Below are 14,416 nucleotides of genomic sequence, written 5' to 3'. Positions count from 1 at the left end.
CTGATGGGGCGCGTGGGGTGGGTACGTACGTTCATATGACGGCTGACCCCGGCACACCCACCGCCACCTATCGTCTCCAGCTCCAGCCCGCCTTCCCCTTCGCGGCGGCGGAGCGAGCGGTGCCATATCTGGCCTCGCTCGGCGTCTCGCATCTGCATCTGTCCCCCGTGCTGGAGGCGGTGCCCGGCTCCACCCACGGCTATGACGTGGTGGACCACTCCGCCGTCCGGGCCGAACTGGGCGGCGAGGAGGGGCTTCGCGCACTCGCCCGTACGGCGCGGGAGCACGGCTTGGGGCTGATCGTCGACATCGTCCCCAACCACATGGCCGCCCCCGCCCCCGAGTGGCTCAACGCGCCGCTGTGGGAGGTGCTGCGGGAGGGGCCGGAGTCGCCGTACGCGCGGTGGTTCGACATCGACTGGCGGGCCCACGGCGGCAAGGTGCTGCTGCCGGTGCTCGGCGGCCCGCTCGGCGAGGAATGGGACCGGCTGCGGGTCGAGGGCGGGACTCTGCGCTACTACGACCACGCCTTCCCGCTGCGGCCCGGCACCGAGGGGCTGCCGCTCGCCGAGCTGCTGGACGCCCAGTGGTACCGGCTCGGCTGGTGGCGGCTGGCCCGCACCGAGCTCAACTACCGGCGGTTCTTCACCATCTCCGAGCTGATCGCGGTGCGGATGGAGGACCCGGAGGTGTTCGCCGCGACCCATGCCACGCTGCTGGAGCTGGTCCGGGACGGGGTCGTGGACGGGCTGCGGATCGACCACCCGGACGGGCTCGCCGACCCGGAGGGCTATCTGCGGCGGCTGGACCAGGCGGTGCGGGCGGCGACGGGTGACGGGGAGCGCGGGAGCGGGCGGCGGCCCGCGCCAGAAGGCGGGGGCGGCCGGGTGACCACGCCAGGAAGCGGCGGCGGGCGGCGGACCACGCCAGAAGGCGGGAGCGGGCGGCGGACCACGCCAGAAAGCGGCGGCCGCTGGACCGCGCCAGAAAGCGACATCGGCCGGTGGGCAACGCCGAAAGGCGGCGGCGCCCGCTGGACCGTCGTCGAGAAGATCCTCGCCCGGGACGAGCGGCTCCCCGCCACCTGGCCGGTCGCCGGGACCACCGGCTATGACGCGCTGCACCACATCGACGGGCTCTTCGTCGACCCGGACGGTCTGGCGAAGCTGACCGCCCTCTACCGCGCCTTCGCCGCTCCCCCGGCCGACCTGGGCGGCGACTGGGCCGCCACGGTCCGCCGTGCCGCCCATGAGGTGGTCACGCATGAGCTGGCCGCCGAGGTGGAACGGCTCACGCGCACCGCCTCCCGCATCTGCGAGTCCGACCCCCGGCTGCGCGACCACGCGCCCTGGGCGCTGCGCACGGCGATCCGGGAGCTGCTGGTGCGGCTGCCGGTCTACCGTCCGTACGCCGCCGTGGGCGGCCCGCCCGCGTCGGACTCCGACGCGGTGATGCTGCGCTCGGCGGCGGCGGGTGCCCGGGAGGCGTTCACGGTGGCGCAGGAGGCCCAGGCGGTGCGCGTGGTGCGGGACGCGGCGCTGGGCGGGCTCGGGGACGGCCCGGACCACCGCGACTTCTGCGCCCGCTTCGCCCAGACGGCGGCCGCGCTGCGCGCCAAGTCGGTGGAGGACACCGCCTTCTACCGCTACACCCCGCTGCTGTCGGCCGCCGAGGTGGGCGGCGATCCGGGGCGACCGGCCGTGGCCCCGGAGGAGTTCCACGCCTTCGCGGCCCGGCGCTTGAGGGACTGGCCCGCCACCGGCACGGTGCTCTCCACGCACGACACCAAGCGCAGCGCGGACGCCCGGTCCCGGCTCGCGGCGCTCACCGAATGCCCGGGCTGGTGGGCGCGGACGGTGGAGGAGCTGACCCGCTCGGCCCCCGCCCCCGACCCCCATCTGGCCTGGACGGCCTGGCAGACCGCGCTCGCGCTGGGCCACGGGGACGCCGAACGGCTGGTCCCGGCCGTCCTCAAGGCGGTGCGCGAGGCGGGGCTGCGGACCACCTGGACGGAGCAGAACGCGGCGTACGAGGCGGAGGTGACCGCCTTCCTGGAGGCCGGGCCGTGCGCGGCCGACGCGTCCGTGTGGGCCGCGATCGGCGCCGAACTCGACGGACCGGCGCGGGCCAACGCGCTCGGCGCCGCCCTGCTCCAGCTCACCATGCCGGGCGTTCCCGACCTCTATATGGGCACCGAACACGTCTATATGGCCCTCGTCGACCCGGACAACCGCCGCCCGCCCGCACTGGGCGGCGAGCCGGCTGACGGCCCGTCGGCCGAGAAGCTGCTGCTCACCCAGGCGGCACTGAACCTGCGCCGGAAGCGTCCGGGGTGGTTCGGCCCCGGGAGTGCGTATACGCCGCTGTCCGCCTCCGGTCCGTCCGCCGGGCACTGCGTGGCCTTCTTACGGACAGAGAGTACGGAGGGCACACACGGCGGCGCCGTCACCGTGGTCACCCGGCTGTCGCGGCGGCTGGCGGAGGCGGGCGGCTGGGGCGCCACCCGGCTGCCGCTGCCACCGGGCCGCTGGCGGGACCTGCTGACCGGGCGGACCGCCGAGGGCCCGGCAGCGCTGGATGCGCTGCTGTCCCGGTTTCCGATGGCGCTGCTGATCCGGATCTGACGGGCCCACCGGAGCAGCCCGTACGGGGCCAACGGAGCAGCCCGTCCGGGCCCACCGGAGCAGCCCGTCCGGGGCCATCGGAACGGCCCGTCCGAGCCCACCGGAACGGCCCCCTCACCACCCTGCCTGACGGCCCGCCAGAAAGGCCTGCGGCCTTCATGCCCTGAAGCATTTACAGCTGCCCGGGGGCGCGCTACGTTCACCAAGAAATTGGGAGCGCTCCCACGCCGACGGTTCCTGACCCGTTCACGTCGAAGGGAAAGCACGCGCAATGCCTCGACGATCACTGGCACTCGCCTCTTCCGCACGCCCGCCGGGCGGCTCCCGCGCGCGCAGGTCCGTACTGCTGGTCCTGCTCTCGGTCCTGCCCGCCCTGGGCCTCGTCTTCTTCTCCGGCGGCAGCGCCTCCGCGCACGGCGCACCGATGGCGCCGGGCAGCCGCACCTATCTCTGCTGGAAGTACAGCCTGTCCTCGACCGGTGAGGTCAAGCCGACCAACCCGGCGTGCAAGGCCGCGTACGACAAGAGCGGCGCGACGCCGTTCTACAACTGGTTCGCGGTGCTCCGCTCGGACGGCGCGGGCCGCACCAAGGGGTTCATCCCGGACGGCAAGCTGTGCAGCGGCGCGGCCACCGTCTATGACTTCTCCGGCTTCGACGTGGGCAGCAAGGACTGGCCGGTGACGCATCTGACGTCCGGCAAGTCGATGCAGTTCTCGTACAACGCCTGGGCCGCGCACCCGGGGTCGTTCCGCAGCTATGTCACCAAGAACCCGATCGACCCGACCAAGCCGCTCACCTGGAACGACCTGGAGGACCAGCCGTTCAACACGGTGACGAACCCGCCGCTGTCCGGCCAGGTCGGCACGGTGGACGGCAAGTACACCTGGACGGCCAATCTGCCCTCCGGCAAGAGCGGGCGCCACATCATCTACACCGTGTGGACGCGCTCGGACAGCCAGGAGACCTTCTACAGCTGCTCCGACGTGGTCTTCGACGGCGGCAACGGCGAAGTGACGGTCCCGGGCGCCGCCAGCGGCGGCGGCGGTGGCAGCGACCCCACGGACCCGCCGGGCAATCCGCCGACGGCCTCCTGCGCCGCCACCCAGGAGGTGACCAGCACCTGGAACGGCGGCTACCAGGCCGAGGTGACGGTCTCCAACTCCGGTGCCACGCCCATCTCCTCATGGATGGTCGACTGGACGCTGCCGTCCGGGCAGCGGATCGACAGCGTCTGGAACGGCAAGCTGACCACCACCGGTTCCTCGGCCTCGGTCACCAACGCCGACTGGAACGGTTCACTGGCCACCGGGGCCTCGACGACCTTCGGCTATACGGCCGGCGGCGGCTCTCCGGACACAACGGCCGCGCCGATCTGCATGGTGCACTAGTCTGCGTCTCACACCGGTCCACGCAGGTGCTCCGACCCGCTCATCGATCTGTCAGGTGCACCTCATCCCGCGCGCCGGTCTGCCGCTCCTTCCCCCTAGCGGGCGGCAGACCGGCCCCGCTCAGCTCGCCGCGTTCCAGGAGTGGGCGACGTCCACGACCAGGTGGCCGTCCGACTGGAAGACGCGGAACGGCAGCCGCGCCCGCACCCCGAGCCCGACCTGGGTCTCCCCCTCGAAGCTGCTCGCGTAGCGGGTGTCCCGGAAGGTCTGGTAGCCCGAGACGTCCACCCCCGGCAGCGGCTGTCGGGCCTTGCCCGGGTACGTGCTCTTGCCCGTCTCGTAGTCGTAGCTGGACGCGCCCACCTTGATCTCCAGGATCGCCCCGCCGCCGACCGGGATCGGGTCACCGGTGCCGGCCTGGTTCAGGGTCTCGACGTAGCCGACGCGGTAGCCGATCCGGTCGGCGGCCGTCGCGCCCTTGATGTCGAAGACCATGCGGTCGTAACACTCGTTCTGACCGGTTCTGATGTTCTCCAGCGGCTTCCCGCTGAGGGCCGGATCTGTCCTGTCGAGGCTGCCCCAGGCGGTCGCGCACGCCGCCGCCCGGCTCGTGCCGACGGCCTGCGCCGCCCCGGCCGTCCCCGCCAGACCGGCGCTCGCCAGCACGATCGCCGCGATCGCGGTTCCCCACCGTCGCATGTCCAACCTCCGTTGAATCGATTCGGGGTAGTGCGTCGTCGTGACGCATGAGGTGTGACCGAGCGTGGGGAGCGCAGGTTGTCCCCGCCGAAAGAATCTTGGGAACCCCCCTAAAGTTCCGGCTTTCCGGTGACATCCCCGGCCGTCCCGGACCCCATCGGCTCCGGTCCCATAAGGCGTGGACGCGGAGGCGGGGATGTGGCTAGAGTGCGGGCACGCCCGTGATCGAGGAAGGAGGCGAGAGCAATGGACATCACGACGTTTCCGCGCTCCCGCCCCCTGTCCCCCGGGCGTATCCGCGTCTGATCACACATCGTTCGATCAGGCATCCGACCGGGAGCGCGACACTCTCCTGGAAGGAATCCCATGACCGATCTGGTCATCCGTCCCCTCACCGAGGGCGACGCCCATCTGTTCCATGACCTGCGCGTGCCCACGCTCGTCGGCCGAGGCGCCTTCGGACACACCTACGCCACCGTCGGCCAGGGCGGCGAGTACCGCCCCGACTGGACCTGGGTGGCGCTGCGCGAGGGGCGGGTCGTGGCCCGCGCCGCGTGGTGGGCCGGGCCGGAGGACGCCGCGCCCATCGCCCTGGACTGGTTCGACTTCGCCGAGGGCGAGGCCGACGCCGCCGCCGAACTGCTGCGCACCGCACCGCTGCGCGCCGAGTACAGCCTGCTGGCCCCGCCCGGCTGGCGCGATCGGCCCGAGGTGCGGGCCGCCGCCCAGGCCCGGGTCGACGCCGCCGTGGCGGGCGGGCTCGAGCCGCTGGTCGAGCGCTACCGCTATGAGTGGACGCCGGAGTGCGGACTGCCCGCCCGACCGGGGCGTCTCGAGTTCCGGCCGGAGCCCGATGACGCGGTGATCGAGGACGCGCTGCGCCGCATCATGCCCGGCTCGCTCGACGCCCACGACCGGCGCGCCATCGAACGAGGAGGTGCCGACGCCGCGGTGCGCGAGCTCATGGACTTCTTCTCCTGGTGCCCGTCGCCGCGCGAGTGGCGGCGGCTGGCCTGGACGCCCGAGGGCGAGCTGGTCGGCATCCAGGTGCCCGCGCACAATCCGTCGGGCCCCTGCGTGGGCTTCATAGGGGTCGTCGCCGAGCAGCGCGGCCACGGCTACGCGTACGACCTGCTCGTGGAGTGCACCCACGATCTGGTGGAACGAGGGGCCACGAAGATCGCGGCGGCGACGGACCAGCCCAACCTGCCCATGGCCGCGCACTTCGCCAGGGCGGGGTATCCCATCACCCAGGAGCGCATCGACCTCGTCTGAGCCTGAGCCTGCGTCCGAGCCTGCGTCTGAGTCTGACTGATGTCGTCCTGCTGCGCCGCCGGCGCCGCGTCCCGCAGCATGGTCGAGGACCGCAACCAGGTCGAGCACCGTAGCCAGGTCGAGGTCCGTAGCCGGGTCGAGGTGAGGAGACGCCAGTGCTGTTCGAGGTGTGGGCGCCGCACGCCGAGCGGGTCGGGCTCCATGTGGACGGGCGGGACCGCCCCATGGAGCCCGACCCGGGCCGCGCGGGGTGGTGGCGGGCCGAGGCCGAGGCCGGGCCCGGCACGCGGTACGGCTTCGCGCTCGACGACGGCCCGCCGCTCCCCGATCCGCGCTCCCGCCGCCAGCCGGACGGCCCGGAGGGGCTGAGCGCGGTGGTCGACCACTCCCGCTTCCGCTGGGAGCGGGAGTGGTTCGGGCGGCCGCTGCCGGGCGCGGTCCTCTACGAGCTGCACATCGGCACCTTCACCCATGAGGGCACCTTCGAGGCGGCGGCCGAACGGCTGCCGCACCTGGCCGAGTTGGGCATCACCCATGTGCAGCTGATGCCCGTCTGCCCGTTCCCTGGGACCCATGGCTGGGGGTACGACGGCGTGGCGCCCTGGGCGGTGCACGAGCCGTACGGCGGGCCGGAGGGGCTGGCACGGTTCGTGGACGCCGCGCACGGGCACGGCCTCGGCGTGGTCCTCGATGTGGTCCACAACCATCTGGGCCCCTCCGGGAACCACCTCCCGGCCTTCGGCCCGTACTTCACCGACACCCACCACACCCCCTGGGGCGCGGCGGTCAACCTCGACGCGCCCGGCTCCGACGAGGTGCGCGCGTACTTCATCGGCAGCGCGCTCGCCTGGCTGCGCGACTTCCGCCTCGACGGGCTGCGGCTGGACGCGGTGCACGCGCTGCGCGACACCCGGGCCCGGCACTTCCTGGCCGAGCTGTCGGCCGCCGTGGACGCGCTGGCCGCCCGCACCGGCCGGCCGCTGTTCCTCATCGGCGAGTCGGACCTCAACGATCCGCGCACCACCGCCCCGCGCGAGGCGGGCGGCCACGGTCTGTACGCGCAGTGGAACGACGACTTCCATCACGCCCTGCACACATTCCTCACCGGTGAGCGGCAGGGCTACTACGCCGACTTCGCCGCCGAGGGGCCCGGGGCGCTGGTCAAGACGCTGATGGGCGGCTTCTTCCACGACGGCACCCATTCGGCGTTCCGGGGCCGCCGCCACGGCAGTCCGCTGAACACCCACACCACCCCCGCGCACCGGCTGCTCGGCTACGCCCAGACCCATGACCAGGTGGGCAACCGCGCGGTCGGCGACCGCCTCTCCGCCCGGCTCTCCCCCGGGCTGCTGGCCTGTGCGGCGGCCGTGGTGCTGTGCGCGCCCTTCACCCCCATGCTCTTCATGGGCGAGGAGTGGGGCGCCCGCACGCCCTGGCAGTACTTCACCGACCACCAGGATCCGGAGCTGGCCGAGGCGGTGCGGTCCGGCCGTCGCCGGGAATTCGCCGCCCACGGCTGGGCGGAAGGCGACGTGCCCGACCCCCAGGACCCGGCCACCCGGCTGCGGTCCTGCCTCGACTGGCGGGAGCCCGAGCGGGAGCCGCATCGGGCGCTGCTCGACTGGTACCGCCGGCTGATCGCACTGCGCCGCGCCGAACCGGCCCTGACCGACCCCACGTGGTCGTACACGGGCCTGTCCTCCGGTTCGGACGGCTGCTTCAGCTTTCAGCGCGGCCCGCTGCGGGTGCTGCTCAACCCGAGCGACCGGCCGGTCAAGACCTGGCTCGGGCCACGGACCGGCGAGGTCACCGAGGTGGTGGCCGCCTGGCGGCGGATCGAGCTGCCGGGCCCGGACGGCATGCTGAGGCTGCCGCCCGAGACCGCCGCCGTGCTGCGCTGCGGCTCACGCTGAGGAGCCCGGGGCCTGAAGCCCGAAGCCCGAAGCCCAGGCCGAGACGCCTGAGCCTGGCCTCGGGCGTCAGCCCTCCTCGGGGCTCAGCTCTCCTCGGGGCTCAGCTCTCCTCGGGGCTCAGCCGCAGCGAGATGGAGTTGATGCAGTACCGCTGGTCGGTCGGGGTGGGGTAGCCCTCGCCCGAGAAGACATGGCCCAGGTGGGAACCGCAGCGGGCGCACCGCACCTCGGTGCGGACCATGCCGTGCGAGCGGTCCTCGAGCAGTTCGACGGCCGAGCTGTCCGCCGGGTCGTAGAACGACGGCCAGCCGCAGTGGCTCTCGAACTTCGTCTCCGAGCGGAACAGCTCCGCCCCGCACGCCCGGCAGGAGTAGACGCCGGCCGTCTTGCTGTCGGTGTACTCACCGGTGAAGGCACGCTCGGTGCCGGCCTCCCGCAGCACGTGGTACTCCTGCGGGGTCAACTCCGCGCGCCACTGCTCCTCCGGCTTGTCGATCTCGTACGCCATGGGGACGGACCTCCTCAGTTCTCCGGGCTCTGCAGACGGGCGAGGATCTCCGGACCGAGGTCGGTCACATCGCCAGCGCCCATGGTGAGAACAAGGTCACCGGGCTTCGCCATTCCGGCGATCAGCTCGGGCACCGCGGCGCGGTCGTGCTCGGCGGTCACATCCGCCCCGTGGCGGGCCGCGGCGTCGATGATCAGGGCGCTGGTGACGCCGGGGACCGGGTCCTCGCGGGCGGGGTAGATGTCCAGGACCACGGAGGCGTCGGCGAGCGCGAGCGCCTCGCCCATCTCGGTGCCCAGCTCCTGGGTACGGCTGAACAGATGCGGCTGGAAGACCACCAGCACCCGGCCCTCCCCGGCGCCGCCGCGGATCGCCTCGAGGTCCGCGGCGATCTCGGTGGGGTGGTGGGCGTAGGAGTCGATCACCTGCACCCCGGCCCCGGTGCCCTTGAGCTGGAGCCGCCGCCTGACGCCCGTGTACGCGGCGAGGGCGGGGGCCAGTTCGGCGGCCGGGACGTCGAGGGCGGCGCCCGCGGTGAGGGCGGCCACGGCGTTGAGCGCGTAGTGGCGGCCGGGGACGGAGACGGTGAAGGTGAGCTCCGCGCCGCCCAGGGACTCCGCGAGCCGCACGGTGACCTCGCTGGTCAGCCCGTGCGGCTGAATGGCCAGGACCCTCACGTCCGCGCCCGCGTCCTCGCCGTAGGTGAGCACCCGCAGCCCGTCGCGCCCGCTGACCCGGGCGGTCAGCTCACGGGCGCCGGGGTGGTCGGCGGAGATCACCAGCGCGCCGCCGGGCCGGACCCGGCCGACGAAGGTCTCGAAGGACTCGTAGATCTCGTCCATCGAGGCGTAGTTGGCGTGGTGGTCGAGCTCCACATTGAGGATGATCGCCACCTCGGGCGCGTACTTGTGGAAGCTGCGGTCGCTCTCGTCGGCCTCGGCGACGAAGATCTCGCCCGCGCCGTGGAGGGCGCTGGAGCCGGGGGCGTCCAGATCGCCGCCGATGACGTACGACGGGTCCAGGCCGAGCGTGCGCAGCGAGACGGCCAGCATCGAGGTCGTGGTCGTCTTGCCGTGGGTGCCCGCGACCGCGATCGGCCGGGAGCCGTCCATCAACGCGGCGAGCGCGTCGGAGCGGTGCACCACCGGGATGCCGCGCTCCCGCGCCGTGACCAGCTCGAGGTTGTCGTCGCGGATGGCGCTGGAGACGACGACGCTGGTGGTGTCGGCGGCGAGGTTATCGGCGGAGTGGCCGATGTGCACCGTCGCGCCGAGCTCACGCAGCGCCCCGACGATCGGCGAGTCCTTGGTGTCGCTGCCCGAGACCCGCGCGCCGCGCATGGCGAGGACCTTCGCCACGCCCGACATCCCGGCGCCGCCGATGCCGATGAAGTGCGGTCGATCCAGCGTGTCGGAGGCGGTGCCGGCCGGTGCCATGTACGGGTCTCCCCTGGTTCGCGGTGTGTGCTGTCGGCCCGATTCTCGCACCCCCGGCGGCCCGCCCCGCCGATGGCCGCGGGGGGAGGCGGGGCCGGGGCCGGGGTCGGGACCGGGACCGGGGCCGGGACCGGGGCCGGGACCGGGACCGGGGCCGGGGGCGGGGGCGGAGTCGGGACTGGAGCCGGGGCCGGGGCCGGGACTGGAGCCGGGGTCCGGACCGAGGCTCAGCCGATGGCCGCCGGGGCCGGGGCCGGGGCCGCGGCTCAGCCGCCTGCCGTGGGCTGGTCCTCGTCCACCGCGTGCGAGAAGAGCTTCAGCACCGGCACCCCCACCTTGTGGCGCGCCCGCGAGGCCCAGTCCCGGTGGAAGAACTCCTCCACGAAGTGCGGGGCGGTGAGGACGATCACCTCATCGGCCCGGGTCTCCTCCACCACACCGCGCAGCACCTCCAGCGGACGGCGCTGGACGACATGGCCCCGGGCCCGGCTCCCGGCCGCCTCGAGCGCCGCCACCGAGTGGGTCAGCGCCCGCTCGGCGGGCTCCAGCGCCTCCTTGCCCTCCGGCTCGTCCCCCTCCTGGGCGGCCTGCTCCAGCTCGCCGAGGGCGATGTCGTCGATCGCGCGCAGCAGCCGGTCCTTGCTGCCCCGGGGTTGCATCAGGACGACGAAGGAGACCGGGTCATCGCCGTGCAGGGTGGTGACGAATTCCACGTCGGCGGGGGTCAGGGGCTTCTCGATCATCAATACGCTCGTGAACACGGCGGATGCCCTTCTCCTTCGCGGTCCTCTTCGCGGGTTTGCAGACGTTTTTGTAAGTTATTGGTAAATCCGACGGTAGCGGGTGAAAAGAAACCCGGCTTCCTCCAGAACGGAAGCGAGAGTGAAGGCTTCCGGTTCCCTCAGCACGGGGCCGTTCATGATCCGCTTCGCGTCCCCCGCGATGACCAGGGGGGCCACCGCCAGACACAGCTCGTCCAGCACACCGGCCGCCGCGAACTCCGCCAGCAGCGTGGGCCCGCCCTCCGTGAGCAGCCGGGTGTGGCCGAGCTCCGCGAGCGCGGTCACGACCGCCGCCGCGTCCACCCGCCCGGACGGCCCGGCCCCGGCGAAGACCACCTGGGCCCCCGCCGCACGGGCCGCTCCGATCCGCTCCTCCGCGGCCGTCGCGCCCGTGATCACGATCGTCGGCACCAGCGGCTCGGTGAACAGCGGCCGCGAGAAGTCCAGGTCCAGGCTCGCGCTCACGACGGCGATCGCGGGCGCGGGCGGCTGGCCGAGCGCCGCCCGCCGCTCGGCGAACGCCTCCCGGGCGCGCGCCGGGCGGTAGCCCTCGCGGCGCACGGTCTCCGCGCCCACGACGACGGCGTCGGCGAGCCCGCGCAGCACCCCGAAGATCCGCATGTCCGCGTCGGAGGACAGGGGCTTCGACCGGCCGTCGTGATGGGCCGCCCCGTCCAGCGAGGACACCATGTTGGCCCGCAGATAGGCGCCGGAGGGGCCGTGCGGCGGCTCCGGATACGCATAGGCGTCGGCCAGTTCGTCAAGGGCCCATTCGCGGTCTTCGACGGATGTTTCGGGAGAGGGGCCGGCAGAGGTTTCGGCGGACGTTTCGGCAGAGGTCTCGGCAGACGTTTCAGCAGGCGCGGGGACAGGCACGGGGAACAGGCGTCGCATAGGCCGCAGTGTGACATGCCTCCCTCTCGGACAGTGGTCGGGTGAAGAGCGACTACCCTGGACATCCGTGTCTGCACCAACCACCGCATCCGGCTCGGCAGGCCGCATAGCCGCCGAAGCCCCCGCAGCCCTCACCGCCCGTGCGCCGCAGGTTCCGGCGGAGCGTCTGGTCGCCGAGATGGTGCCGCCGCCCCGCTTCGCCACCGTGAGCTTCGACAACTACATCACCGACCCCGGCCAGCCCAGCCAGGCCGAGGCGGTCGAGGCGCTGAGAGCCTTCGCCGCACGGCTCGGCGGCGGCGCGGACGCGAAGGGCGGGCGCCGCAGGCACTGGTTCCGCCGCGAGGCCAAGCCCGCCGCGGGCGGCGGCCCGCGCGGGATATACCTCGACGGCGGCTACGGCGTCGGCAAGACCCATCTGCTGGCCTCCCTGTGGCACGCCACCCCGGCCGCCCCCGAGCTCAAGGCGTTCGGCACCTTCGTGGAGCTGACGAACCTGGTCGGCGCGCTCGGCTTCCAGCAGACCGTGAAGACCCTGAGCGGCCACCGGCTGCTGTGCATCGACGAGTTCGAGCTGGACGACCCGGGCGACACCGTGCTGGTCTCCACGCTGCTGGGCAAGCTGGTGGAGGCGGGCGTGGCGCTCGCCGCGACGTCCAACACGCTGCCCGGCAAGCTGGGCGAGGGCCGGTTCGCCGCGGCCGACTTCCTGCGCGAGATACAGGGGCTGTCCGCCCACTTCCGTGCGCTGCGCATCGACGGCGAGGACTACCGCCACCGCGGACTGCCCGCGGCCCCGGCCCCGCACTCCGACGAGACGGTCACCCGGGCCGCGCACCGCGTCCCCGGCGCCTCCCTGGACGACTTCCCCGCCCTGCTGGACCATCTGTCCCGGGTGCATCCGAGCCGCTACGGCGCGATGTGCGACGGCGTCCAGGCCGTCTGCCTGACCGGGGTCACCCCGGTCCCCGACCAGTCGACCGCGCTGCGGCTGGTGGTGCTGGCCGACCGGCTCTACGACCGCGAGGTGCCGGTACTGGCTTCCGGAGTGCCGTTCGACCAGCTCTTCAGCGAGGAGATGTTGAGCGGCGGCTACCGGAAGAAGTACTTCCGGGCGATATCCCGGCTCACCGCCCTCGCCCGTGACGCGAAGGGGCTGGCCGACGCGTCGTACGCGCGCTGATCGGATGGCTCCCGCGCACCGCTGATCGGACGGCTCCCACGCATCGCTGATCGGACGGTTCCCGCGCATCGCTGATCGAACGGTTCCCGCGCATCGCTGATCGAACGGTTCCCGCGCATCGCTGATCGAATGGTTCCCGCGCGCCCGCGCGCGTGATACACACGTCCGGTCATCTTCTCTGTCCGCCAGCAGGGAGTTACCGCATGTCAGCGACACGACGTCAGCTTCTCGGCCGCACCGGCGCGCTGGGGGCCTCCATCGCCTCGATCGCCTTCACCGGCAGCGTCTCCGAGCTCTTCGCCGGGACGGCCGCGGCCGCCGAACCGGATTCCCCACCGCTCGGCCGGGGTGGCTACGGCCCCCTGGTCCCCGACCCCGACGGACTGCTCGACCTCCCGGAGGGATTCCGCTACCGGGTGCTCTCGCGCGAGGGCGACGAACTCCGCTCCGGCGAGGGCAAGGTCCCCAGCCACTGCGACGGCATGGCCGCGTTCCCGGGCCGTGCCGGCGGCCACCGCGGCCGTACGCATCTGGTTCGCAACCATGAGAACCGTAAGGACGCCGCCATCCGCGTCCCCGCCGTGCCCGGCCTCACCTACGACCCGATGGGCCTGGGCGGCTGTACCGCCCTGGAGCTCGACTCCGGCAACCAGGTGCTGTCCGAGCGGGTGGCCATCGCGGGCACCGCGGTCAACTGCGCGGGCGGCCCCACCCCCTGGCACACCTGGTTGACCTGCGAGGAAACCGAGGACCGGGCCGGTACGAACGGCTACACCAAGGACCACGGCTTCATCTTCGAGGTCGACCCCTACGATCCGCGCCGCACCGGCGCCGTCCCGCTCACCGCCATGGGCCGCTTCCAGCACGAGGCGATCGCGGTCGATCCGCGCAGCGGTGTCGTCTACGAGACCGAGGACGCCTTCGAGAAGCCCTTCGGGCTCTTCTACCGCTTCCGGCCGAAGAAGCCGCTCGGCGGCATCGGTTCGCTGCGCGCGGGCGGGGAGCTGCAGGCGCTGCGCGTGCCGGGGGTGCCCGACCTGTCCACCATCCAGGAGCCGGGCACCACCTTCGACCGCGTCGAGTGGGTGGACGTCCCCGACCCGCTCGCCCGCCAAACCCCCATCCGCTTCCAGGACTTCGGCCCCGGGGGCATCACCCACGCCCAGAAGCTGGAGGGGTGCTACTGGGGCGGTACGTCGGTCTACTTCGTCTCCAGCTTCGCCAAGAGCGCGGACGGCTCGGCGGCCGACCACTTCGGCCAGATCTGGCGCTACGACCCCGATCGGAGGCGCCTCACGCTGGTGATCGTCTTCGGCCCCGAGACGGATCTCCAGCTCCCCGGCGAGTCCCCCGACAACATCACGCTCGCGCCCAGCGGCGGCCTGATGGTCTGCGAGGACGGCAACGGCGCGCAGCATGTCTTCGGGGTGACCCGTCGCGGCGAGGTCTACGCGATGGCCCGGGGACGGCAGAACATTGGCACACCGGAGGAGCCGGAGTGGGGTGAGTTCGCGGGCGTCACCTTCGCGCCGGACCGCCGCACGATGTACGTGAACTGCTACACCCCGGGCACGACGTTCGCCGTGACGGGGCCCTGGCGCCACTAGGGTCTGTCGCCCGGCGGAGCTTTGTGTCGCTGCGCGACGGCGTCTGGCTCAGAGGCCGCCGCCTCGCGGTGGCGGCCGGGGGCCGCCTCGCGGCGGTGGCCGGGG

General features: G+C 73.0%; 11 protein-coding genes. 6 read left to right on the top strand and 5 right to left on the bottom strand.

Translation table 11 applies throughout. From position 1 onward, the window contains the following. Positions 1–35 precede the first annotated feature (35 nt). Together treY and IEJ02_RS38365 are read left to right on the top strand one after the other, a co-directional pair. Positions 36–2,624 carry a malto-oligosyltrehalose synthase gene (treY, locus tag IEJ02_RS38370; protein ID WP_191069023.1) on the top strand — a complete coding sequence of 863 codons (2,589 nt, stop codon included), beginning with the start codon at positions 36–38 and terminating at the stop codon, positions 2,622–2,624. 271 nt (positions 2,625–2,895) lie between these two features. Next, on the top strand, positions 2,896–4,014 hold the full coding sequence (locus IEJ02_RS38365) for a lytic polysaccharide monooxygenase (protein ID WP_191069022.1): 1,119 nt from the start codon (positions 2,896–2,898) through the stop codon (positions 4,012–4,014). A gap of 120 nt (positions 4,015–4,134) precedes the next feature. On the opposite strand, the gene IEJ02_RS38360 is transcribed toward IEJ02_RS38365, so the two are convergent. Further along, positions 4,135–4,713 carry an AMIN-like domain-containing (lipo)protein gene (locus IEJ02_RS38360; RefSeq protein ID WP_191069021.1) on the bottom strand — a complete coding sequence of 193 codons (579 nt, stop codon included), beginning with the start codon at positions 4,711–4,713 and terminating at the stop codon, positions 4,135–4,137. Between the two features lie 366 nt (positions 4,714–5,079). On the opposite strand from IEJ02_RS38360, the gene IEJ02_RS38355 reads away from it, so the two are divergent. Then, a complete protein-coding gene (locus IEJ02_RS38355; protein WP_191069020.1) occupies positions 5,080–5,988 on the top strand; it encodes a GNAT family N-acetyltransferase in 909 nt (302 codons plus the stop codon). Between the two features lie 155 nt (positions 5,989–6,143). After that, positions 6,144–7,901 (top strand): malto-oligosyltrehalose trehalohydrolase, encoded by a 1,758-nt coding sequence (gene treZ, locus IEJ02_RS38350; protein ID WP_191069019.1) that lies wholly within the window; start codon positions 6,144–6,146, stop codon positions 7,899–7,901. A gap of 100 nt (positions 7,902–8,001) precedes the next feature. Here the strand turns inward: treZ and msrB are convergent, their stop codons facing one another. The 4 genes from msrB to IEJ02_RS38330 all read right to left on the bottom strand — a co-directional run bounded on the left by msrB (position 8,002) and on the right by IEJ02_RS38330 (position 11,521). Continuing rightward, positions 8,002–8,409: a peptide-methionine (R)-S-oxide reductase MsrB gene (gene msrB, locus IEJ02_RS38345; RefSeq protein WP_191069018.1), complete on the bottom strand. Its 408-nt coding sequence runs from the start codon at positions 8,407–8,409 to the stop codon at positions 8,002–8,004. A gap of 14 nt (positions 8,410–8,423) precedes the next feature. Next, positions 8,424–9,845: a UDP-N-acetylmuramate--L-alanine ligase gene (gene murC / locus IEJ02_RS38340; protein WP_191069017.1), complete on the bottom strand. Its 1,422-nt coding sequence runs from the start codon at positions 9,843–9,845 to the stop codon at positions 8,424–8,426. Between the two features lie 266 nt (positions 9,846–10,111). Next, a complete protein-coding gene (locus IEJ02_RS38335) occupies positions 10,112–10,588 on the bottom strand; it encodes an indole-3-glycerol phosphate synthase (RefSeq protein ID WP_137979937.1) in 477 nt (158 codons plus the stop codon). 75 nt (positions 10,589–10,663) lie between these two features. Beyond that, the gene (locus IEJ02_RS38330) at positions 10,664–11,521 is read right to left on the bottom strand and encodes a pyrimidine reductase family protein (protein ID WP_191069016.1); all 858 of its coding nucleotides are present in this window, start codon (positions 11,519–11,521) and stop codon (positions 10,664–10,666) included. Between the two features lie 67 nt (positions 11,522–11,588). On the opposite strand from IEJ02_RS38330, the gene zapE reads away from it, so the two are divergent. Both zapE and IEJ02_RS38320 read left to right on the top strand, forming a co-directional pair. After that, positions 11,589–12,704: a cell division protein ZapE gene (gene zapE, locus IEJ02_RS38325; protein WP_191069015.1), complete on the top strand. Its 1,116-nt coding sequence runs from the start codon at positions 11,589–11,591 to the stop codon at positions 12,702–12,704. Positions 12,705–12,907: 203 nt separating this feature from the next. Beyond that, complete coding sequence (locus tag IEJ02_RS38320) at positions 12,908–14,311, top strand: alkaline phosphatase PhoX (protein WP_191069014.1); 1,404 nt, start codon at positions 12,908–12,910, stop codon at positions 14,309–14,311. The last annotated feature ends 105 nt before the right edge of the window (positions 14,312–14,416 follow it).

Source organism: Streptomyces sp. 5-10 (assembly GCF_014712245.1).
GTDB lineage: Bacteria > Actinomycetota > Actinomycetes > Streptomycetales > Streptomycetaceae > Streptomyces > Streptomyces violaceusniger.
This window is presented reverse-complemented; position numbering and strand designations above follow the sequence as displayed.

What these genes read in the sequence shown, in the direction of transcription:
- treY (WP_191069023.1), top strand. Translation starts at nt 36, where the DNA reads ATGACGGCTGACCCCGGCACACCCACCGCCACCTATCGTCTCCAGCTC.
- IEJ02_RS38365 (WP_191069022.1), top strand. Translation starts at nt 2,896, where the DNA reads ATGCCTCGACGATCACTGGCACTCGCCTCTTCCGCACGCCCGCCGGGC.
- IEJ02_RS38360 (WP_191069021.1), bottom strand. Translation starts at nt 4,713, where the DNA reads ATGCGACGGTGGGGAACCGCGATCGCGGCGATCGTGCTGGCGAGCGCC.
- IEJ02_RS38355 (WP_191069020.1), top strand. Translation starts at nt 5,080, where the DNA reads ATGACCGATCTGGTCATCCGTCCCCTCACCGAGGGCGACGCCCATCTG.
- msrB (WP_191069018.1), bottom strand. Translation starts at nt 8,409, where the DNA reads ATGGCGTACGAGATCGACAAGCCGGAGGAGCAGTGGCGCGCGGAGTTG.
- murC (WP_191069017.1), bottom strand. Translation starts at nt 9,845, where the DNA reads ATGGCACCGGCCGGCACCGCCTCCGACACGCTGGATCGACCGCACTTC.
- IEJ02_RS38335 (WP_137979937.1), bottom strand. Translation starts at nt 10,588, where the DNA reads ATGATCGAGAAGCCCCTGACCCCCGCCGACGTGGAATTCGTCACCACC.
- IEJ02_RS38330 (WP_191069016.1), bottom strand. Translation starts at nt 11,521, where the DNA reads ATGCGACGCCTGTTCCCCGTGCCTGTCCCCGCGCCTGCTGAAACGTCT.
- IEJ02_RS38320 (WP_191069014.1), top strand. Translation starts at nt 12,908, where the DNA reads ATGTCAGCGACACGACGTCAGCTTCTCGGCCGCACCGGCGCGCTGGGG.